At 59.1% G+C, this 20,318-nt stretch carries 20 protein-coding genes; 11 read left to right on the forward strand and 9 right to left on the reverse strand.

Translation table 11 applies throughout. The features are described 5' to 3' along the window. The first annotated feature begins 152 nt into the window (after positions 1-152). A complete protein-coding gene (locus AC1MEE_RS22640) occupies positions 153-1,418 on the forward strand; it encodes an Hsp70 family protein (protein ID WP_480411764.1) in 1,266 nt (421 codons plus the stop codon). An 84-nt stretch (positions 1,419-1,502) separates the two neighbouring features. On the opposite strand, the gene AC1MEE_RS22645 is transcribed toward AC1MEE_RS22640, so the two are convergent. From AC1MEE_RS22645 to AC1MEE_RS22655, 3 genes are all read right to left on the reverse strand, one after another. Next, the gene (locus AC1MEE_RS22645; protein WP_480411765.1) at positions 1,503-2,513 is read right to left on the reverse strand and encodes an AI-2E family transporter; all 1,011 of its coding nucleotides are present in this window, start codon (positions 2,511-2,513) and stop codon (positions 1,503-1,505) included. A 191-nt stretch (positions 2,514-2,704) separates the two neighbouring features. After that, on the reverse strand, positions 2,705-3,010 hold the full coding sequence (locus tag AC1MEE_RS22650) for a PsiF family protein (RefSeq protein ID WP_480411766.1): 306 nt from the start codon (positions 3,008-3,010) through the stop codon (positions 2,705-2,707). Positions 3,011-3,104: 94 nt separating this feature from the next. Further along, positions 3,105-3,890 carry an AraC family transcriptional regulator gene (locus AC1MEE_RS22655; RefSeq protein WP_480411767.1) on the reverse strand — a complete coding sequence of 262 codons (786 nt, stop codon included), beginning with the start codon at positions 3,888-3,890 and terminating at the stop codon, positions 3,105-3,107. 95 nt (positions 3,891-3,985) lie between these two features. Here AC1MEE_RS22655 and AC1MEE_RS22660 point away from each other — a divergent pair, with 95 nt between their 5' ends. Beyond that, the gene (locus AC1MEE_RS22660; protein WP_480411768.1) at positions 3,986-4,873 is read left to right on the forward strand and encodes a DMT family transporter; all 888 of its coding nucleotides are present in this window, start codon (positions 3,986-3,988) and stop codon (positions 4,871-4,873) included. A 10-nt stretch (positions 4,874-4,883) separates the two neighbouring features. Here AC1MEE_RS22660 and AC1MEE_RS22665 read toward each other — a convergent pair whose 3' ends face one another. Then, complete coding sequence (locus AC1MEE_RS22665; RefSeq protein WP_480411769.1) at positions 4,884-5,774, reverse strand: esterase/lipase family protein; 891 nt, start codon at positions 5,772-5,774, stop codon at positions 4,884-4,886. Positions 5,775-6,012: 238 nt separating this feature from the next. Here AC1MEE_RS22665 and AC1MEE_RS22670 point away from each other — a divergent pair, with 238 nt between their 5' ends. Beyond that, a complete protein-coding gene (locus AC1MEE_RS22670) occupies positions 6,013-6,546 on the forward strand; it encodes a ferritin-like domain-containing protein (protein WP_480416306.1) in 534 nt (177 codons plus the stop codon). A gap of 167 nt (positions 6,547-6,713) precedes the next feature. Here AC1MEE_RS22670 and AC1MEE_RS22675 read toward each other — a convergent pair whose 3' ends face one another. Further along, positions 6,714-8,780, reverse strand: a complete 2,067-nt coding sequence (locus AC1MEE_RS22675; RefSeq protein ID WP_480411770.1) for an AsmA family protein — start codon at positions 8,778-8,780, stop codon at positions 6,714-6,716. A 363-nt stretch (positions 8,781-9,143) separates the two neighbouring features. Here AC1MEE_RS22675 and AC1MEE_RS22680 point away from each other — a divergent pair, with 363 nt between their 5' ends. The 8 genes from AC1MEE_RS22680 (at position 9,144) to AC1MEE_RS22715 (ending at position 15,521) form a co-directional block, all read left to right on the forward strand. Beyond that, the gene (locus AC1MEE_RS22680; protein WP_480411771.1) at positions 9,144-9,413 is read left to right on the forward strand and encodes a hypothetical protein; all 270 of its coding nucleotides are present in this window, start codon (positions 9,144-9,146) and stop codon (positions 9,411-9,413) included. A gap of 54 nt (positions 9,414-9,467) precedes the next feature. Continuing rightward, entirely contained in the window at positions 9,468-10,100 is a 633-nt protein-coding gene (locus AC1MEE_RS22685) for a TetR family transcriptional regulator (RefSeq protein WP_480411772.1), read from the forward strand. A gap of 149 nt (positions 10,101-10,249) precedes the next feature. Then, entirely contained in the window at positions 10,250-10,750 is a 501-nt protein-coding gene (ureE, locus tag AC1MEE_RS22690; RefSeq protein WP_480411773.1) for an urease accessory protein UreE, read from the forward strand. After that, positions 10,747-11,421: an urease accessory protein UreF gene (locus AC1MEE_RS22695; RefSeq protein ID WP_480411774.1), complete on the forward strand. Its 675-nt coding sequence runs from the start codon at positions 10,747-10,749 to the stop codon at positions 11,419-11,421. Before ureE ends, AC1MEE_RS22695 begins: the two co-directional genes overlap by 4 nt. A gap of 18 nt (positions 11,422-11,439) precedes the next feature. Continuing rightward, the gene (gene ureG, locus AC1MEE_RS22700) at positions 11,440-12,057 is read left to right on the forward strand and encodes an urease accessory protein UreG (RefSeq protein ID WP_480411775.1); all 618 of its coding nucleotides are present in this window, start codon (positions 11,440-11,442) and stop codon (positions 12,055-12,057) included. A gap of 25 nt (positions 12,058-12,082) precedes the next feature. Continuing rightward, positions 12,083-12,655 (forward strand): HupE/UreJ family protein, encoded by a 573-nt coding sequence (locus AC1MEE_RS22705; protein ID WP_480411776.1) that lies wholly within the window; start codon positions 12,083-12,085, stop codon positions 12,653-12,655. A 197-nt stretch (positions 12,656-12,852) separates the two neighbouring features. Continuing rightward, positions 12,853-13,992, forward strand: a complete 1,140-nt coding sequence (locus AC1MEE_RS22710; RefSeq protein WP_480411777.1) for an AGE family epimerase/isomerase — start codon at positions 12,853-12,855, stop codon at positions 13,990-13,992. Positions 13,993-14,096: 104 nt separating this feature from the next. Beyond that, positions 14,097-15,521 carry an IS1182 family transposase gene (locus AC1MEE_RS22715; protein ID WP_480410535.1) on the forward strand — a complete coding sequence of 475 codons (1,425 nt, stop codon included), beginning with the start codon at positions 14,097-14,099 and terminating at the stop codon, positions 15,519-15,521. A 405-nt stretch (positions 15,522-15,926) separates the two neighbouring features. On the opposite strand, the gene AC1MEE_RS22720 is transcribed toward AC1MEE_RS22715, so the two are convergent. The 4 genes from AC1MEE_RS22720 to livM form a co-directional block, all read right to left on the reverse strand. Continuing rightward, positions 15,927-16,691, reverse strand: a complete 765-nt coding sequence (locus AC1MEE_RS22720) for an SDR family oxidoreductase (RefSeq protein WP_480411778.1) — start codon at positions 16,689-16,691, stop codon at positions 15,927-15,929. A 758-nt stretch (positions 16,692-17,449) separates the two neighbouring features. Then, on the reverse strand, positions 17,450-18,166 hold the full coding sequence (locus tag AC1MEE_RS22725) for an ABC transporter ATP-binding protein (RefSeq protein WP_480411779.1): 717 nt from the start codon (positions 18,164-18,166) through the stop codon (positions 17,450-17,452). Beyond that, complete coding sequence (locus AC1MEE_RS22730; RefSeq protein ID WP_480411780.1) at positions 18,163-19,038, reverse strand: ABC transporter ATP-binding protein; 876 nt, start codon at positions 19,036-19,038, stop codon at positions 18,163-18,165. Before AC1MEE_RS22730 ends, AC1MEE_RS22725 begins: the two co-directional genes overlap by 4 nt. Beyond that, positions 19,035-20,318 carry a high-affinity branched-chain amino acid ABC transporter permease LivM gene (livM, locus tag AC1MEE_RS22735; protein ID WP_480411781.1) on the reverse strand — a complete coding sequence of 428 codons (1,284 nt, stop codon included), beginning with the start codon at positions 20,316-20,318 and terminating at the stop codon, positions 19,035-19,037. The genes AC1MEE_RS22730 and livM overlap by 4 nt, the downstream gene beginning before the upstream one ends.

Here is a 20,318-nt window from a genome sequence, read left to right on the forward strand (position 1 = left end):
CCAATTATCCAGCGCAGCCCCGAAAGGCCCCTGCTCAGCGCGTAGCATGCTCTTATTCGGATTTAACTGCACCTAACCGACGTTTCGCCCTACGCATCTGCGGTGTGCTGACATACACTGCGCGGCCGTTTTTTGACTGGAACATGAAACGCATGAAAAACGAATCCCCAGCCCGTGCCTGCGGTATCGACTTCGGCACGTCCAATTCCACTGTCGGCTGGCTGCGACCGGGCATGGAATCGCTTATCGCGCTGGAGGACGACAAGATCACGTTACCGTCGGTCGTGTTCTTCAATATAGAAGAGCGCCGCCCGGTGTATGGCCGTCTGGCGCTGCACGAGTACCTGGAAGGCTATGAAGGCCGCCTGATGCGCTCGCTGAAAAGCCTGCTGGGCTCCAAGCTGATCAAGCACGACACCAGCGTGCTGGGCACGGCCATGCCGTTCAAGGACCTGCTGGGACTGTTCATCGGCGAGCTGAAAAACCGCGCCGAAGCCACCGCCGGTCGCGCGTTCGATGAAGTGGTACTGGGTCGCCCGGTGCATTTTGTCGATGACGACGCCGCTGCGGACCAGGAAGCCGAAGACACACTGGTTGAAGTCGCGCACAAGATCGGCTTCAAGGAAGTGTCCTTCCAGTACGAGCCTATCGCGGCAGCCTTCGACTACGAGTCGACCATCGAACGCGAAGAGCTGGTGCTGATCGTCGATATTGGCGGTGGTACCTCGGACTTCTCATTGGTGCGCCTGTCGCCAGAGCGGCGCTTCATCGATAACCGTCACGACGACATCCTCGCCACCGGCGGCGTACACATCGGCGGGACCGATTTCGACAAGCAACTCAGCCTGCAAGGCGTGATGCCGCTGTTCGGTTACGGCAGCCGGATGAAGAGTCAGGCCTACATGCCCACCAGCCACCACATGAACCTGGCGACCTGGCACACGATCAACGCGGTGTATTCACAGAAGTCCCAGCTGGCATTAGGCAGCATGCGTTACGACATCGAGGACACCGGCGGCATCGATCGCCTGTTCAAGTTGATCGAGCAACGCGCCGGGCACTGGCTGGCGATGGAAGTGGAAGAAACCAAGATCCAGCTGACCCACGAAGAAAGCCGCCACGTGCCGCTGGACCGTATTCAGCCGGGCTTGAGTGTGGAATTGAGCCGGACGCTGTTCGAATCAGCCATCGACACACAACTGGGGCGCGTGCGCAACAGCGTGTCGAAACTGCTCGATGATGCGGACGTGCGTGTCGAACAGGTCGATACGGTGTTCTTCACCGGCGGTTCGAGCGGCATCCCGGCGCTGCGCAACAGCGTCTCGGCGATGCTGCCCAACGCCCGCCATGTGGAAGGCAATATTTTCGGCAGCATCGGTAGCGGTTTGGCGATTGAAGCCAAGAAGCGGTATGGCTGAGTAAACCTGCTCCCACAGACGGCATGCGGTCCTCTGTGGGAGCAGGCTTGCAACTACGCGTCCCGCTGCGAATGACTGCCCGCGCTAAACCAGCTCCGCATTGCGCAACTCGCTTTTCAAATACGCGTAGTAGATCGGCCCGGCCACTACCCCCGGCAGGCCGAAGGCTGATTCGAAGATCAGCATCGCCAGCAGCAATTCCCACGACTTGGCACTGATCTGCCCGCCGACGATCCGGGCATTGAGGAAGTACTCGAGCTTGTGGATCACGATCAAATACCCCAGCGCCGCCACGGCCACCCAGACCGACAGCGACATGCCGACGATGAAGATCAGCGTATTGGACATCAGATTACCCACCACCGGCAGCAAGCCGAGCAGGAAGGTAAGAATGATCAACGTCTTGGTCAGCGGCAGATGAATACCGCATAGCGGCAGGACCACCACCAGGAAGATCGTGGTAAACGCGGTGTTGAGCAGGGCGATCTTGATCTGCGCGAAAACGATATTGCGGAAAGCCGCGCTTAAAAAGTTCAACCGATCGGACAGCGCAGCCGACAGTGGCTTGCGCTTGTGGTCGGGGCTCACTCGCTGCAAGGCGACGATTGCACCCAGCACCATACCGATCAGCAGCGTGACGAACATGTGCGCCGCGCCCTTGCCGAGCAGTTGTAAATCGCCCACATGTTTGGTCAACCAGGCGCCCAGCGAGACACGGAACTCGGCGGCGCTGGCGGGCAGATAACTGTCGATGAACGGCGGTAACTGGCTACGGGCGCGGTCCACCAGAATCATGAATTTATCCAGTGACGCGCCAGGGTTTTCTGCTTCGTGCAGTAAAAAACTGATCGCACCGGCAAACAGCAACGCCAGCACACTGACCACCAAGGTGCCCAGCAACGCCACCGCCAGCCAGCGTGCGCGCTCTCCGGCAATCAACAACTGCAACTTGGGCGTGAGCATGTTCACCAGCTCGAACACCAACAACCCGGCCAGCAGACTGGGTAGGAGTTTGAGTGGCAATACCAGCAACAAACCGCCACAAATGATGATCAAACTGGCCAACAACACGTGGCGCGGAGAAAACGTTGGCATGACAGCCTCAAGACGAACGGCGCGAAAAGGGGGGCAGTCTGCCAGCGTTCTGAGTTGAGGACCAGCGATCCTGAGAGGGTACCGACGATCAACTGATCAAGGCTGCGATGGCGGTCTGAATCAATGCCCGCAATCGCAGGTTTTACCGTGCTGGCAGTGTCGCTGCACCTGTCATGGTAACCGACTGAAAATTATTTTTTGAGGCACGTACTCATGAATGTTTTGCGTGCATCGCCCTTCAAGGTTTTTGCCTGAGGGTCGGCATTGCAATCTTTCATCTTTTGCTGCTGAGCGGTGAGCGGCTGGGTGGCAGGGGTGGCTGCGGGTGTGGCTTTGAGGCAGTTGCTCATGAACGCCTTACGCTCATCGCCCTTGAGGGTTTTCGCCTCGGGAGCGGCATTGCAGGTTGCCATTTTGTTCTGTTGCGCGGTGGCGGCGAATCCTTGTGCGCACATCAACAAACCCATGACCAACAAAGGAACACGCAGTATTTTCATGGAGTTTTCTCCTTGGTTCCGCGCCGGGCAGCGCAGCGTGCGTTGGAGTGTAGCCAACGCTTGGGCATGTGTTACGGCATATGACGAACGTCATTCAGGCCCTTTTCGCCTGCCGCCGGTACTGTTCAGGGGTACAGCTGGCCAAGCGCTGGAACATCGAGATAAACGCCGAAGCGCTGCTGTAGCCCATGTCGAAGGCGATTTCCTGCACCGAGCGATGACCCTCCAGCGCCTCGATGGCCGCCAGAAACCGCAGGCGCTGACGCCAGTCGCCAAAGCTCATGCCCAACTCCCGTAAACACTGGCGCGCCAGCGTCCGCTCGCTGACATGCACCCGACTGGCCCACTCGACCAAGGGCCGGTTATCGCCGGGATCGGCCTGCAAAGCCTGTAGCACCGAGAGCAAGCCGGGGCTTTGCGCGTAAGGCAGATAGCGCGTCTGTACTCGCGCCAGACGCAATTGATCCACCAGCACTTGCGCCAGCCGGATGTCGGATTCGCACTCAGGGATTTTCACGTCGCGCTCGGCAAAGTCATTGAGGATGGCTTTAAGAATGTCGCTGATCACCAGCGTGCACGGCTCGGCCGGTAAGTTGGCGCTGTGTTCGAGGGACAGATAGACCGAGCGATAGACGATGGCCTGGCGGTTGTAGGCGCTGTGTTGCATGTGGGGTGGAATCCACACGGCGTACTGCGGTGGCGACAAAAAACGTTGGCCGGCTATGTCCAACTCCATCACTCCACGGGCCACGAAGTTGAGCTGCCCCCAGGCGTGCTGGTGCGACGTGCTGTGAGTGTCAGCACCAAACTCGTCGTGACGCAGATAAACCGGGGATGGCAGCGCGGAAAAGTCGGGGATACTGAGTAGCTTTGTGCTCATGCTGTCTGTCATCAGGGTGGAGTTGTCTGAAACGAAGTATAGCCATCAAGACAGACAGGCGGATAATCACGGCTCATTCTGCCGTGGTTGCGCTCATGCAATACCTGTATCCGTTATTGGCCATTTTGATCTGGGCCGGCAACACCGTGGTCAACAAACTGGCCGTGGGGGTGATTTTTCCCGCCGAGATCGGTTTCTACCGCTGGTTGCTGGCTGGGGTTCTGTTCACGCCCTTCGTGCTCAAACCGGTAGTGGCCAACTGGGCGATGATCAAGCCCGACTTGGGGAAAATCTTCATCCTCGGCGTGCTCGGTATGGCGGTGTATCAAAGCCTGGCGTACTTCGCCGCGACTCTGACCTCGGCCACCAATATGGGAATCATTCTGTCTCTGATGCCGATGATGGCCCTGACGCTGTCGATCACCAGCCTCGGCAATCGCCTGACGGCCGGCGCGCTGGTGGGCGCGGTGCTGTCTTTCGGCGGGGTGCTGGTTGTCGTTTCAGCCGGTAGCCTGAGCGCGCTGATCGAGCACGGCATGAATCTCGGCGACGGGATGATGCTGGTGGCAACGCTGGCGTATGCGGTCTACAGCACGCTGCTGAAAAAATGGCAGTTGCGCATGCCGCCGCTACAGCTGCTGTACCTGCAAGTGTTGGTGGCGATTATCGTGTTGCTGCCGCTGTTTATCCTGTCGCCCAAGGCCGGGCTGAGCCCGAGCAACATTCCGCTGATTCTGTACGCCTGCATTCCCACCTCGATGCTGGCGCCGCTGATGTGGATGCAAGCCATCAGCCGTCTGGGCCCGAGCCGTACGACGCTGTTTTTCAACCTGCTGCCGATCGTCACGGCGCTGATCGCCGCAGCTGTACTGGGCGAACGCCTGGCCTTGTATCACTTGCTCGGCGGCGCGCTGACCCTGGGCGGCGTGGTGCTGGCAGAGCGCTGGAGGACACCGCTGGGGGCCGCATCCACAGCGTTATAGACCGACAGCGCTATAGACCGGCCGCTTTCAAGCGCTCGGCATGTTTGACGAACAACCCCACAGGGTCCGCGCCCTTGCCCACCAGCCCGAGCGTCTGATTGACGATATCGAAATGGTCGAGAGGGTAGTCATCACCGATGACCGTCCCCAGATGTGAACTGAAACGCCCGACCATGCCGTCGCATTGCCCGACTTCGCGGGTGAAGGTACGGGCGAACAGGCGACAGGTGACGTTGGTGCCGTCCAGACGATTGCACCCGCGATCACTGCGCCCCGGCTGCAATGTCCCGGACCAGGAGTAATAACGCACGCCGTTGACCAGTTCTTCGCCCTGCCCGCCCCAAGTAGCGGGCAGACCTTGCGGGTAGCGGCTGTTGAACAACGCGACCCCTTCGGTGGTGAGCGATTGATGAGACGCATTGATATCCACCGGCAGTTTCGGCCCGCGATAGCCGCTCTCCAACAGGCTCATCAGCCAGGCCAACAGGTACAACGCGAAGTTGAGCAGGCGTCCTCGGGCGCTGCCTACGGGGTAGCTTCGCTCCAGGTAATCCGCCAGCTCCGAGCCATGGTTGGGGCCGGCGACCGACGTCACTGAGGCCACCAGATCCGGGCGCTTCGCAGCGGCATAGCGAATGGTCAGCGCACCCTGGCTGTGGCCGATCAGGTTGACCTTGGCCGCTCCTGTGTCGCGCACGATCTGCTCGATCTGTCGTAGCAGCTGTTCGCCACGCACCTCTGTGGAATTGACGGGAGACACCAGCACCGGAAAGACCCTGGCTCCGCCACGGCGCAACTTCGTTACGATCCCGAACCAGTAGGGGTACACCACCAATCGAACAAACCCCAACAAACCCGGGACCATCACCAACGGATAACGCGTGGCGAGTTGTTGCGTCATAAGCCTGCATCCTGTGCATTGGAGGGGGATTCAACCATAGCGGCACGTGCAAGATGCTGGCCTACAGTCTCGCGCGCAAGCGAGCGTAGCAATATGACAACCACCCACTTCAATAAAACTTTCTCGGCGCTCATCACTCACAACTAGGTACCGATCACGCCGGAGCGGCCAATTGACCTTTTTGACGGTCGCCTCTCACAGAGCGAGACGGAAAACGGATTAGCCCTGGAGATTGATGATGAGCAACGAGCAGCAATTATCGGATGTGAACAGCTTGCGCCAACGTGCGCGCTTGAACGTGGAAAACGGCGCGGTGACCGAGGGGTACAGCGCTGATAGGGAAGAGATCCTGCGGTTGCTCAATGCATCGCTGGCCACTGAGCTGGTCTGCGTGCTGCGCTACAAACGCCACTTCTACATGGCCACGGGCCTCAAGGCCGCCGTCGCCGCCACCGAATTCGCCGAACACGCAGCACAGGAAGCCCAACACGCAGACCTGCTGGCCGAACGCATCGTGCAATTGGGGGGCGAACCGGAATTCAATCCGGACACCCTGTCCAAGAACTCCCATGCGCAGTACGTCGCGGGTAACACGCTCAAGGAAATGGTCTACGAAGACCTGGTCGCCGAGCGGATCGCCATCGACAGCTACCGCGAAATCATCCAATACGTCGGCGAACAAGACCCCACCACCCGGCGGATCTTCGAAACCATCCTGGCTCAGGAAGAAGAGCATGCGGATGACATGGCGGATCTGTTGAAGGATTTATGACGTAGGTTGGACGCAACCAAAATCTACTGTAGGAGCTGCCGAAGGCTGCGATCAACCGCGAAGCGGTTGGTTTCTTTCGACCGATGAAGGTCGTACCGGTCGAGCGCGACCCCGGCCTATCGCAGCCTTCGGCAGCTCCTACACGGAATTGTGTTGCTCCATCGCTCTCACTTCACCGTCTTCGGCGCATTGCCCGCTTTCATCTGCTCAAGCAGCGGCGCGCATTGATTGGGCTCGCCAGCGCTTGGGGCCACCAGCGCCAGTAGACCGGCTGCCGGTCCCATGACTGCGCCGAGCACCACCATCCCCGCACCGCGCAACAGCAATGGCCCGGACTGAACCCCGGCATCGGGCTTGGCAAACGTACCACGCACATACAAGGGCGAACGCAGCGAAAACACGCGCACGCCCTTGGATTCGGGACTGATCTTCAAATCCAGTTGCTCACTGCTGAAATTCACCGTGCCATTGATGTAGACAATCGCGTTCTCGGTATCGAACACGAACAGCCGAGTCGTGGCCAGACCGTTCTTGATCCCCAGATCGGCCGCGGCGCAGTTGATCTTCACTTCCTGGTCGCCAAACATCTTGTTGATCACGTAATTGCCCACGTTGAGCCCGGCGATTTCCATCAGGCCACGGCTGATGGTGCCATCATTGACCAGCATCTTCAGATCGCCATTGGCGGTCCCCAGCAGGGCCGCCACCGAATTGCCGCGCCCGCTGATGTCGGCGTCGCCATTCAACTCGCCGAAGCTGGTCTGCATCGGTTCGAAGGTGGGAAACAGCTGTTTGAGCTTGAAGTTACGCGCCGTGAGCTTTGCCCTCCCTTCCAGTGGCGTGGCGCGCCCGTCCAGACGAACATCGGCGTCGAGCTTACCGCCCGCCACACCGAAACGCAGAGGTTGCAGGCTAAGCCGGCCGTCGTCGAGCAACACGTGGGTGTACAGGTCCGTGAACGGCAGGTTTTTGCTCTGGACGATTTTCTTGCCAGTGAACTCGACGTCGGCATCCATATCGCGCCAGCGCTCGGTACGGAACTCCTCCACCGGCAGCACCTTGCCCGTGGGTTGCTGGCTGTCGCCGCCGCGCTTTTTCTGGGCAGCATTGGAATCGGCACCGATCAACGGCGCCAGATCAGCGAGCAGCAATTGGTTGGACACCAGCGCTCCGGTCAATTTCGGACGCGGCTGGCTGGCAACGTAACCGAGATCACCATGGATATCGCTGTTGCCGATCTTGCCGTTGAAGCCGTCATAGCGGAACGACGCCCCGCCGGACTCATGCAACTTGGCAATCAAATGACCGTCAGTGGAATAGGCTGGCGAATCAGGCAAGGTCACGCCCGTCAACGGGTACAGGTTACCCAGGCTGCTGCCTGCCAGCTTCAGGCGCAAATCCAGCGCGCCGAGGTTTTGCGGGTCGGTCAGGGTTCCGGCCACGGCAATGCGGGTGTCGGCAATTTGCAGATCGGCTTGCAACGGGAAAGGTTGCGTCGCGTCCTTGAGTGCCAACAACCCACCGACTTTGCCATTACCGCTGAGTGCCTGCCCGTGGTACTGCCCTTTGACCGTCAGGCCAAACGCGTAGTCCTGCGGTGCGGCGCCCTTGTCCTGAACTTTTTTCGCTTCGCTGCTGCCCACGATATCGCTGAACGGGATCGGTTTGCCCAGAAGGTCGATCACCAGATCCAACTGAGTCTTCAGGCGTTGGTCATTGAGGCTGACCAGTCCTTTATCGAAGCCAATCGCGCCGATATCCAGCACCCACTTCGACGGCGCGGCATTTGCGTCGGTCTTGGGCAAGTCGAAGGTCCAGTTGGCGCGGCCATCGGCCAGGCGCTCCAGCTTCGCATCGGGAGCGGTCAGGTTGATCCTCGGAATGACCACCTGCCGAACCAGCAACGGCAGCGGCGCCAGGCGGAACTCGACCCGCTTGAGGGTGACCATCTGCGGATTTTTGGACCAGTCCGGATTGCCCAGCGTCAGGTCTTCGGCGACGAAATGCGGCCACGGCAACCAGGCGCGCCAGCTCCCTTGATCCGGTTCGCGCTGCCAGAGCACAGCGAGATTGCCCTTGATTGCAAAGGGCCGATGCAAGGCTGCGGAGACTTTTTCGTTGAGGGTCGGCTTGACTCGATTCCAATCGAACGTGGCGACCACAATGACCAGAGCGGCCAGCACCACCAACAGCGTGACACCGGTCCAGACCAAAAACTTACTGCTGCGCGTCATTGCACAACTCCCCTGACTCTCTCTTGATACCAGCAGCAGCGCTGCCCGACATGTGCCTGGATCGCGCTTCCATACGGCTTTGCCTTTCGACTGAAAAAAGCGCCGCAGGTTTGGTCGGTATAGCAAATTAGCTGAGTTCAATCCGAGAGTGCAGCCTCTACTCGCCCTCTCAGGGAGCAAAGCAGGGCTCGATTCCCCCAAATCAGGGCAAAACCATTTCCCTGCAGGCCCCGGTCTGCAAGGGCTGGGGCAACGAATCAATTTAGTTGATTGTTACCATTAGCCATATGAACTTTTATATCGAGATCTCGGGAGTAGCATGAGCACCATTCTTTTTTAATGCCCTTCCGAGGAGCGCCCTACATGAAACGCCAACTGCTGCTTAGCCTGACTCTCTCACTGCTGGCTGCCAACACTTTCGCCATGCCAGCGGGTGAGCAGGCTATCTCTGCCGAGGCAAAACCCGTCTCGGCGGTGATTCACCACACCGTTGCCGAAGGTGGTTCTGATCGTCTGATCGAACAACATAGCCGTGTAGCCGATACCGGTTCTGCTCGTTTGATCCAGCAATACCAACGCGTCGCTGAAAGCGGTTCTGATCGTTTGATCGAACAACACCAACGCGCGAGCTAACCCCATAAATTTGTTAAAGTGCTGCGCAGTCTCCCTTTAGATACCCGCCACCCCATGCCGCCCCGTGCCGAACAGAAACAACAAACCCGCCACGCCTTGCTGGACGCCGCTCGCAGTCTGATGGAAAGCGGGCGGGGATTCGGCAGCCTGAGCCTGCGTGAAGTGGCCAGAACGGCGGGCATCGTACCCACCGGGTTCTATCGGCATTTCGACGACATGGACCAACTGGGCCTGGCCTTGGTCTGTGAAGTGGGCCAGACCTTTCGCGAAACCATTCGTCTGGTGCGGCACAACAAATTCGTGGTGAGCGGGATCATCGATGCGTCGGTGAAGATCTTTCTTGAGGTGGTCGCAGCCAACCGCTCGCAATTCCTGTTTCTGGCCCGCGAACAATACGGCGGCTCGCTTCAAGTGCGTCAAGCACTGGGCGCCCTGCGCGAAGGCATCAGCGCAGACCTCGCCGCCGACCTGGCGGGGATGCCCAAATTGCAGCACCTGGACCCTGATGACTTATCTGTCATGGCCGATCTGGTGGTGAAAAGTGTGTTCGCCATGCTGCCTGAGCTGATTGATCCCCCCGCCGAAAACCTCGCCGAACACCTTACGCCCCGCGCCAAGATCACCCAGCAGCTGCGCTTCATCTTTATCGGTGCCAACCACTGGCAAGGTTTGGGCAGCACCGAATGATCACAAACGGTGCTCCGTTTCGACTTACGCACCAATTTGACGCAATCCTCCGCCCCACCTTCAAACACATCCTTCGTCTGTAGGCGCATTCCGACGTTGGCAAGCCCCTTGCTCTGGTTATTGCATCGCAATTAGCTGGAAGCACTCTGATGCTGGTGATTCATCGAAGAATCGATCCTCAAGCCACCTGGGCTGCCGAACTGCATTTGAATTTCGAGGCGCGCAGCAAGAGCCGCCTGCGCTGCTTCAGCGCCGAAGGTGAAGACGTCGGGCTGTTTCTCGAACGCGGCCAACCGCCCTTGCGCGATGGCGAATGCCTGCAAGCCGAGGACGGGCGCATCGTGCGCGTCTGCGCGCGGCCCGAGCTACTGCTGCATGTCACCTGCAGCAGCGCTTATGAGTTGACCCGCGCGGCTTACCATTTGGGTAATCGGCATGTCGCACTGCAAGTGGGCGATGGCTGGCTGCGCTTGCTCGATGACTATGTACTCAAGGCCATGCTTGACCAGCTAGGCGCCACCACCGAATCCCTCGAAGCCCCGTTCCAGCCCGAGCACGGTGCCTATGGCGGCGGTCATCACCATTCGCGGCACGGCGATGAAGATTTCAATTACCCGCCGCGCCTGCACCAATTTGGCGTGCGTACGTGAACAGCGCCTGGGCGCTACTGCGTCTGGCCAGTCCGCAGCTGCCGATTGGCGGTTACAGCTATTCGCAAGGCCTGGAGATGGCGGTCGAGCAAGCGTTAGTCAGCGATCCACCCAGCGCTGGACGCTGGATCGGTGATCAACTGCTGCTCAACCTGGCCCGTTTCGACGCACCTTTACTACTGGCCCATTGCACGGCGGCGACGCAGGACAACTGGGGCCAATTGCTGCAATTGAGCCAGGAACACCGCGCCAGTCGGGAAACCCGTGAGCTGCATCAGGAAAGCCGGCAGATGGGCTATTCCCTGCAACAGCTGCTCAACGGCCTGCCGGAACTGGATCGTCCGGCGCGAGCGTTTCTCGCCCAACTGCCTGAGCCGCATCTGGCGCTGGGCTGGGCCTTGGCCGCCCGCGCCTGGCAGATCAGCCCACAAGACGCCTTGGCCGCGTGGTTGTGGAGTTGGCTGGAAAACCAATTGGCCGTGCTGATGAAAACCCTGCCGCTAGGCCAGCAAGCCGCACAACGCTTGACCAGTGAGTTGCTGCCGCTGCTGCAACAGGCGCAACAACAGGCCACCGCCATCGACCCACAGCATTACGGCAGTGCTGCCTTCGGCCTGTCACTGGCGAGCATGGCCCATGAACGCCAATACAGCCGATTGTTTCGGTCCTGACCTTCCAAGGAGAACCTTATGAACAGCCAACCTCTGCGTGTCGGCATCGGCGGCCCGGTCGGATCCGGCAAGACCGCCCTGACCCTGGCCCTGTGCCTGGCCCTGCGCGAGCGCTACAACCTGGCCGTGGTCACCAACGACATCTACACCCGCGAAGATGCCGACTTTCTGGTGCGCAATGAAGCCCTGGCGCCGGAGCGGATCATCGGCGTCGAAACCGGTGGCTGCCCGCACACGGCGATTCGCGAAGATGCCTCGATCAATCTGGAAGCCGTGGATCAACTGAACCGGCGCTTTCCGGGGCTGGATCTGATCATCGTCGAATCCGGTGGCGACAACCTGTCCGCCACCTTCAGCCCCGAGCTGTCGGACCTGACCATTTATGTGATCGACGTCTCGGCCGGCGACAAGCTGCCGCGCAAGGGCGGCCCCGGCATCTGCAAGTCCGACTTGCTGGTGATCAACAAGGTCGACCTGGCGCCGCTGGTGGGCGCGTCGCTGGAAATGATGGACCGCGACACGAAGAAGATGCGCGGCGACAAACCCTTCGTCTTCAGCAACCAGAAAACCGGCCTCGGTCTTGAGCAGATCATTGCCTTCATCGAACGCCAGGGCCTGCTGACTCAGGCGGCGTGATTCCACCCTTTCAAGGAAGCCAGTCATGAATTACATAAAAACCCTGTGCGCCCTCGCCTTACTGTTGACCCCGGCCCTGGCCTTCGCCCATCCCGGCCATGGTGACAACGGCCTGTTGGCCGGGATCAGCCACCCCCTCAGCGGTATTGATCACTTGCTGGCGATGCTGGCTGTCGGCCTCTGGGCCGCACAACAACAAGGCACGGCGCGCTGGGCGCTGCCCTGCACCTTCGTTGGCACCCTGCTGATCGGCGGTGTATTGGGGTTTGCCGGCTTGAACCTGCCGGCACTGGAAAGCGGTATCGCCGCATCGGTGTTCGCCCTGGGCCTGGCCGTGGCACTGGCTGTGCGGCCGCCACTGGCGCTGGCCGTGGCTGCAACTGCCTTGTTCGCGCTGTTTCACGGTGTGGCGCACGGCCTTGAGCTGCCTGAGATGTCCAGCCCGTGGGCCTACGCGACTGGCTTCGTCGCTGCTTCCGCCGCCTTGCATGCTGCCGGTTACGCAGTGGTGCGCTTCCTGCCACAGGCGGCCTCGCCACTGGTGCGGATTGCGGGCGCTGCGTCGGCTGCGGCGGGGGTTTGGTTGATGGCGGGTTGATCTGAATCAGGGGACTGATTTGTTTTTCGCGCTCTTTGAAAAACCAATCTGTCCCGGTCCTCACAGGCGGGGACAGATTGATTTTCGATGAAGCGCTGAAAATAAATCAGTCCCCTCAGCAGGCTCAAGGGATCTGTGTCAGACACTAAGCCGCCTGCTACCATGTCGCGCAAACGCCCTTGCCGTGACGCCAGCCGATGCCCGATGTTTCCAGCTCCGCCTCCAAGCCTGAATTGACCACGGTGTTCGCTGCCATGCAGCTGCATTTCCAGCAGGTAATCGTGCCGCTCTGGCTAGGTCCCGGCTGGAATGCGGAGCTGGCACTGCCGTATGAGGCCGTGGACGCCAATCATCGGCCGTTGCCTCCCCAACGTTACCGCGCGATGGCCTGTGCACGGCAGTTGTATCTGTTTTCCAGCCTGATCGATCAGCCGTCTGCACCGGGTGCCAAAGCCCACGCGGCAGCACTGTTCCGTTCCTTGCAGCGGCATTTTCATGATCCCGAGCACGGCGGCTGGTTTTACAGCATCGACCCGCAAGGCGCGCCGCTGGATCGGCGCAAGGACCTGTACAGCCACGCATTCATCATTTTCGCCTGCGCCCATTACTGGGCCAAAGTGAGCGAGCCATTGGTCGAGTCGGTGCTCAATGCCGCCCTCAACGTGGTGGCCGAGCGCTTCGCCGATGGCACCGGGCTGTACGAAGCCAGTCTCGATCAGGACTGGTCGTCCCTCGACAGTGGTCCGTTGCAGAATCCGTTGATGCACCTGGCTGAAGCCTTCCTCGCCACCTTGTCGGTGCGCGAAGACCTGGCCACGCAAGCGGCGCTGGCACAGTTGGTGGCCGCGATGCAGGAGCGATTCATCGACCCTGCGCACGGTGTGATGCTGGAAAAACCGATGGGCGCTGTGGATAACTGGTTCGAGCCGGGGCATCAGTTCGAATGGTTCTTCCTGCTGGAGTCTTCGCCGCTGCTTCGTGACAGCCCGCTGCACGCGTCGCTGACCCGGGCATTCGACTATACCGAGCGACTCGGCGTCGATCCGCATACCGGCGCGGTCAAGGCCATGCTGGAAGTCGATGGCGCCGTGCGTGATGGCACCCAGCGAATCTGGGCGCAGGCCGAATACCTGCGGGCGCTGGCCTTGCGACCAGACAGTGAAGCGCTGTTGGCGCGGCAACTGATCGCGCTGCAACAGCGTTTTTTGCATCCGGCGGGCTGGCACGAATGTCTGGATGATCAGGGCAAGGTCAGTCGTAGCGATATGCCGTCGACCACGCCTTATCACCTGGCGACTTGCTATAGCGGTTTGGTCGAGTATTTCGATGAGCTCTGACGGCATTCGCAGGCAAGCCTGCTCCCACACAGACTGTGTGAAAACCTGGCAATTCTTGCAACGGTCTAAGAAAATGCCTTCATCGGAAGATTGGGGGCATTTTTGTGGCATACATCCAAGGCATAGCGCGCGATCAGAGCAGTCTTTTTCCGGTGTCGCTGGAAGAATCCATTCCGGTAGACCACTTGGTCAGAGTCATTGATGCCTATGTCACCCAGCTCAATCTGCGGGAGCTGGGATTCGACAAGGCTGTCCTCAAGGGCAACGGGCGCCCGCCCTATGATCCGGCAGACCTGCTCAAACTTTATCTCTACGGCTATTTCCTCAGCATCCGTTCGTCACGCCGCCTCGAAGCCGAATGCCTGCGCAACATCGAAGTCATGTGGCTGCTCAATCAGCTCGCACCTGACTTCAAAACCATCGCCGATTTCCGCAGAGACAACGGTGCCGCATTCGCCGCCATCTGCCGACTCTTCATTCTTTTTTGCCGTGAAGTGGGGCTAATCGCCGGCAAGCTGGTTGCTATCGACGGCAGCAAATTCAAAGCCGTGGCCTCCAAGCGCCGTCATATGAGCCTCAAGCACCTTAAGCGCGATGAGGAAATACTGAACAAGAAGATTACCCAGTACCTGGCGGAGCTTGATCGGGCGGACAAAGACGACGCCGATCAGCCTGTGGATAAGCAGAAAGTCAAAGCCGCTTTGGCCCGTCTGAGCAACAAACGAGACAACAACCTGACCCGTCAGCAGGTGATGAAGGCGCTGGAAGTCGAGCAGTTCATCAGCACCGAAAGCGAGGCGCGGATGATGCGGGCGCCGCAAGGCATGGCCGTGGCGTACAACGTGCAGACGGCGGTGGATGCCGAGAACGGCTTGATCCTGCACCACGAAGTGACTCAGGACGGCGATGACCGCAAACAGCTTGAACCCATGGCCAAAGCGGCTAAAGAAGTACTGCAACAGTCAGAGCTGACGGTAGTGGCCGATGCCGGATATTCCCACGGCAAACAATTCCAGGCCTGTGAAGACGCGGGTATCACGGCGTATGTGCCGCTGAATCGAACGATCAACACGCGGGGCGGGGACGTAAAATTCTTTGACCGCACCCAGTTTACGTATGAGGCCCTGGACGATCAGTACCGGTGCCCGAATGGCAAGCTACTGACGCTGACGCAACTGAATCGCGGCACGCGTATTTACCACGCACTGCCCAGTGACTGCGCCCACTGCCCGCTGAAAAGTCAGTGCACCAAGACCTCCCGCCGGAAAGTAACGCGGCATGCGCATGAGGCCGCTTTTGAGCGAATGGAGCAGCGCATGCAGGCGCATCCGGAGAAGATGGTTGAACGAAGGTCCATCGTTGAACACCCCTTCGGCAACCTCAAGCAATGGATCATGGGCAATGGACGGTTCTTGCTACGCCAACTGAAAGGCGCGCGAATAGAGATGTCGCTGGCGGTGCTTGCCTATAACTTTAAAAGGGCGATCAATGTGCTGGGTGCGCGTGAAATGATGGCGAAGATGGGCTAAGCAGCCTTTTTTTGCGCCTGACAAACGTCCCAGGACTGGCCATGGAGCGCTCAAAACGCTTTGTCCCGGCGACGTGAAAACGAACAGCGATGATTTCGGGATCAAAGGCCAAAAACCAACGCCCCGACAAGTCGGGGCGTTGGTTTGAAACATGATCGTCAGGTTTTCACACAGCCTGCACAGGGTACGCGGTTGTGGGAGATTCTATGTTCCCAGGCAATACGCCGAACCCATGTAGGAGCTGCCGAAGGCTGCGATAAGGCCGGAACGGCCTTCAAAAATATCTGCATCTACGACCGGTTCCCGGTCGATCGCAGCCTTCGGCAGCTCCTACAAGGATTTGTGCCCGGCATGAATCTGTGGGAGCAGGCTTGCCTGCGAATAAGTTGACGCGGCCTTACTGACTCAAGCCCTGCTGCGATCAATCGCAAACCCACCCCAGGTCTGGCTCACCGGCATCAGCTCAAGGCTGTTGATGTTGATGTGCGCAGGCGTGTTCAGGACCCAGAAGATGGTCTCGGCGATGTCCTGCGGCTGGATCGGCTCGGCGCCCGCGTAGGTAGCGTCGTAACGGGCCTTGTCGCCGGCGAAACGCACCAGTGAGAACTCGCTCTCGCACAGGCCAGGCTCGATGTTGGTCACCCGCACTCCGGTACCCACCAGATCGCAACGCAGGTTTAGCGAGAACTGTTTGACGAACGCCTTGGTGGCGCCATACACGTGGCTGCCCGGATAAGGATAATTGCCCGCGATTGAACCCAGGTTGATGATCCCGGCGCCACGCCCATGGGCGATCAAACGCGGCAGCAACAAACGGGTGCTGTACATCAGTCCCTTGATATTGGTGTCGACCATGGTGTCCCAGTCATCCAGATCGCACTTGGGTGCAGGGTCCACACCCAGCGCCAGACCGGCGTTGTTGATCAACCCGCGCAGGGTGGCGAATTCCGCCGGCAGACCGGCGATGGCGCTCTCCATGGCCCCACGATCACGTACGTCCAGCACCAGGCCATGGACCTTGGTCTGCTTGGACAATTCGGCGCACAGCGCGTTGAGGCGCTCTTCACGACGGCCCGTCAGCACCAGAGACCAGCCGGCCTCGGCAAAGCGTCGGGCGCAAGCTTCGCCAAAGCCCGAAGTGGCACCGGTAATGAACACAGTGGAAGTCATTTCTTTCTCCTGATTTGGCTCGAAGGCAGCGCAGCCATGATTACGAATAAGGGCAACAGATCAGCAGAATGCCCGGCCAGGCGGGTTGCCAGCAAGCCTGGGGATAAATCGGACGCCCGCGTAGCCTGCCGCTGTACAAAAAACACTCTATTGTTGCAACGCCATAGCCCGTCTGGCCTGCACCGGGTTTTACCCACCTTATCCACAGCCCCGCCCACAGTCTTTGGGGGCAAGTACGAATCAGCACAACCCCGTCATTACGGGGCCTGCGCGGAGATTTTAGACGTTTGCTACTTGACCCTGAGGTCCGCGCATGTAGCAGAAAAAAATCGGTCTGCCAGGTCAAAATCGAAATTAAAGGCTCCATGCCAGCAATTACGGCCCTTAGCCGAACCTTTCCAAGGTTTGCCCACAGACTTATCCACAGGCAGCGTGGATAAATACACTGTATGAACAACCAGCTAGAAAATCGTTGACAGAGCGCAGTGGAGCTTGCGCAAAAACCACTGATCAAAAAACAACCAACTCTCTGTAGGCCGCGTAAAACAAGGGCTACAGCCAGCTACTCCCATGTTACCCACAGCCACCTCCACAATAATCTTGGACAAGTCAAAACCGTGACAAAACAACTATTTGCAGCGTCTTTATGTCGCGGTTTGAGAGCTTGCGAAAATTGTTTTCCACAATTTGAAAAAAAAACGCCCCGAGTGATTTCCACCCGGGGCGCGCCTTGTATTTACAGCCTGCGTTAACGCCAATCAGTGACCGCCGAGATAAGCGTTCCTGACCTCCTCGTTGCTCAATAGCTCCTGCCCCGTACCCGTGAGGCGGATTTTCCCGTTGACCATCACGTAGGCCCGATCAGAGAGCCTCAGCGCATGGTTGGCGTTCTGCTCCACCAGGAAGATGGTCATCCCACTCTTGGCCAGCTCACGCAGGGTATGGAAGATCTGCTTCACGATGATCGGCGCCAGCCCCAGCGACGGCTCATCGAGCAGCAGCAGTTTGGGACGGCTCATCAGTGCGCGAGCAATGGCCAGCATCTGCTGTTCGCCGCCGGACATGGTCATGGCGCGCTGATTGCGGCGCTCCTTGAGTCGCGGAAACATCTCGAACATGCGCTGCAGGTCTTCCGTGGCGAACTTGTCGCCAATGGGGATGGTGCCCATCAGCAGGTTTTCCTCGACGGTCATGTCGGGGAACACCCGCCGTCCTTCCGGCGACTGCGCAATACCGTTGGAGGCGATGTAGTGCGAAGACTTGTGCGTGATGTCGACACCGCGATAGATGATCTGCCCGCTGCTGGCCCGCGGCTGACCGAAGATCGACATCAATAGGGTCGACTTGCCGGCCCCGTTGGAGCCGATCAGGCTGACGGTTTCACCTTCGTTGATGTGCAACGAGACTTTCTTCAGAGCCTGAATCGGCCCGTAAAACACTTCGATCTCTTTCAGCTCGAGGATCGGTGCGTTCATACCAACTCCTCTTCATCAGCACCCAGATACGCGGCGATCACTTTCGGGTCGTTGCGAATCTGCTCCGGACCACCTTCGGCAATCACATTGCCGTGGTCGAGGACCACGATGTAATCGGAAATATTCATGACCATGCCCATGTCGTGCTCGATCAGCACCACGGTCAGGTCGTGTTCGTCGCGCAGCAACCGAATCATCTTGCTCAGGGCTTCGGTTTCCTGCGGGTTGAGGCCGGCAGCCGGTTCGTCCAGGCAAATGATCTGCGGCCGCGTGCACATGGCCCGGGCGATTTCCAGACGCCGTTGTTGACCGTAGGACAGTTCTCCGGCCAAACGGTTGGCGCAATCCACCAGGTCCACTACTTCCAGCCAATAGAACGCATGGTCCAGCGCGTCGCTTTCGGCTTTGCGGTAACCCTTGGTGTTGAGAATCCCCGCCACCAGGTTGCGATTGACCCACATGTGCTGCGCCACCAGCAGGTTTTCCAGTACCGACATTTCTCTGAACAAACGAATGTTCTGAAACGTCCGCGCCAGACCTGCGCGGTTGATCAAGTGCGTGCCGCCGAACATTTTGTAGAACAGACGGCTGCCAAAGGCTTTTGGCGAGACGAAGTCGGTGGCCTTGAATGGCTCACCCAGCAGCTTGATTACGTTGGTGCTGGTGCCCCGGCTGTTGAGCTGGATACGCCCGCCCGTAGCCTTGTAAAACCCGGTCAAGCAGTTGAACACCGTGGTCTTGCCCGCGCCGTTGGGACCGATCAGGGCAGAGATCGAGTTGCGTTTGATTTTCAGGCTGACGTCACTGAGGGCTTTGATACCGCCAAAGTGCATCATCAGGTTTTCTACCGAGAGAATGACATCATCGTTCATGGCGCCACTCCTTTACGCGGGGTCACACCGGTACGGCTGATCCGAATCAGGCCGCGTGGTTTCCAGATCATCATCAGCACCATGAGGATGCCGAACAGCAACACCCGGTATTCCGCGAAGCTGCGCAGCAATTCCGGGGCGACGGTCAGCACGAACGCGGCGATCACCACACCGACGGTCGAACCCATGCCGCCGAGCACGACGATGGCGAGAATCAAGGCCGATTCGAAGAACGAGAACGAGGTCGGGTTGACGAAGCCTTGATAGCTGGCGAAAAACACCCCGGCCAGACCAGCAGTGGAAGCACCCAAGGTAAAGGCCGAAAGCTTGACCAGTACATGGTTGAGGCCCATGGCACGGCAGGCGATTTCATCTTCGCGCAAGGCTTCCCAGGCACGACCGACCGGCATCCGAGTCAGACGATGCTTGATGTACAGCACCAGCATCACGACGAGGAACAGCACGCCATAGATGAGCATGAACTTTACGTTCGGGTTGTATTCAGTGCCGAAGAATTGATGGAAAGGTATCCCGCCATCCTTCGCCACACGCCCGAACTCAATACCGAAAACCGACGGTGATGGCACCGGCATTCCGTTAGGCCCGCCCGTGAAGGACAGCCAGTTGGTCAGTATCAGACGAATGATTTCACCGAAGCCCAGGGTCACGATGGCCAGGTAGTCACCGTGCATGCGCAAGACCGGGAAGCCGAGTATGCATCCCGCCATCGCCGCCATAAGTGCCGACAGCGGCAACATGGTCCAGAAGCCCAGGCCAAGGTAGTGATAACCCAGTGCCAGCCCATAAGCGCCGATGGCGTAGAACGCTACGTAACCCAAGTCGAGCAGCCCCGCCAGACCGACCACGATGTTCAGGCCAAGGCCCAGCAACACGTAGATCAATCCCAGGATCACCACCGTCAGCAGGTACTTGTCGGCGAAGATCGGAAACACGATAGCGATCACGATCACCGCAGGAATGATCAAGCGCAGGCGCGACTTGAAATCAGGCGGCAGCACATGCACGCCTGAGCCGGTGACTTCGAAGCTTTGCTGGACCTTCACGCCCCTGGCGGTCTGCATGAACAGGCTCAAGGCAAGACGCCCGATCATCACCGCGCCGACCATCCAGGCCACACGCGTCGGCTGCAGGTTGTAGCTATAACCTTCAAGCACTACGCCCACGATCGGGCCGAAGACAATCAGGGCAATCAACCCGGCCAGAACGGTGTCGATCAGGCTTTTTTTGATATCGATAGGTTTGCTATTGGCTGCGGACAT

Source organism: Pseudomonas sp. ASL3 (assembly GCF_056680425.1).

What these genes read in the sequence shown, in the direction of transcription:
- AC1MEE_RS22640 (WP_480411764.1), top strand. Translation starts at nt 153, where the DNA reads ATGAAAAACGAATCCCCAGCCCGTGCCTGCGGTATCGACTTCGGCACG.
- AC1MEE_RS22645 (WP_480411765.1), bottom strand. Translation starts at nt 2,513, where the DNA reads ATGCCAACGTTTTCTCCGCGCCACGTGTTGTTGGCCAGTTTGATCATC.
- AC1MEE_RS22650 (WP_480411766.1), bottom strand. Translation starts at nt 3,010, where the DNA reads ATGAAAATACTGCGTGTTCCTTTGTTGGTCATGGGTTTGTTGATGTGC.
- AC1MEE_RS22655 (WP_480411767.1), bottom strand. Translation starts at nt 3,890, where the DNA reads ATGAGCACAAAGCTACTCAGTATCCCCGACTTTTCCGCGCTGCCATCC.
- AC1MEE_RS22660 (WP_480411768.1), top strand. Translation starts at nt 3,986, where the DNA reads ATGCAATACCTGTATCCGTTATTGGCCATTTTGATCTGGGCCGGCAAC.
- AC1MEE_RS22665 (WP_480411769.1), bottom strand. Translation starts at nt 5,774, where the DNA reads ATGACGCAACAACTCGCCACGCGTTATCCGTTGGTGATGGTCCCGGGT.
- AC1MEE_RS22670 (WP_480416306.1), top strand. Translation starts at nt 6,013, where the DNA reads ATGAGCAACGAGCAGCAATTATCGGATGTGAACAGCTTGCGCCAACGT.
- AC1MEE_RS22675 (WP_480411770.1), bottom strand. Translation starts at nt 8,780, where the DNA reads ATGACGCGCAGCAGTAAGTTTTTGGTCTGGACCGGTGTCACGCTGTTG.
- AC1MEE_RS22680 (WP_480411771.1), top strand. Translation starts at nt 9,144, where the DNA reads ATGAAACGCCAACTGCTGCTTAGCCTGACTCTCTCACTGCTGGCTGCC.
- AC1MEE_RS22685 (WP_480411772.1), top strand. Translation starts at nt 9,468, where the DNA reads ATGCCGCCCCGTGCCGAACAGAAACAACAAACCCGCCACGCCTTGCTG.
- ureE (WP_480411773.1), top strand. Translation starts at nt 10,250, where the DNA reads ATGCTGGTGATTCATCGAAGAATCGATCCTCAAGCCACCTGGGCTGCC.
- ureG (WP_480411775.1), top strand. Translation starts at nt 11,440, where the DNA reads ATGAACAGCCAACCTCTGCGTGTCGGCATCGGCGGCCCGGTCGGATCC.
- AC1MEE_RS22705 (WP_480411776.1), top strand. Translation starts at nt 12,083, where the DNA reads ATGAATTACATAAAAACCCTGTGCGCCCTCGCCTTACTGTTGACCCCG.
- AC1MEE_RS22710 (WP_480411777.1), top strand. Translation starts at nt 12,853, where the DNA reads ATGCCCGATGTTTCCAGCTCCGCCTCCAAGCCTGAATTGACCACGGTG.
- AC1MEE_RS22720 (WP_480411778.1), bottom strand. Translation starts at nt 16,691, where the DNA reads ATGACTTCCACTGTGTTCATTACCGGTGCCACTTCGGGCTTTGGCGAA.
- AC1MEE_RS22725 (WP_480411779.1), bottom strand. Translation starts at nt 18,166, where the DNA reads ATGAACGCACCGATCCTCGAGCTGAAAGAGATCGAAGTGTTTTACGGG.
- AC1MEE_RS22730 (WP_480411780.1), bottom strand. Translation starts at nt 19,038, where the DNA reads ATGAACGATGATGTCATTCTCTCGGTAGAAAACCTGATGATGCACTTT.
- livM (WP_480411781.1), bottom strand. Translation starts at nt 20,318, where the DNA reads ATGTCCGCAGCCAATAGCAAACCTATCGATATCAAAAAAAGCCTGATC.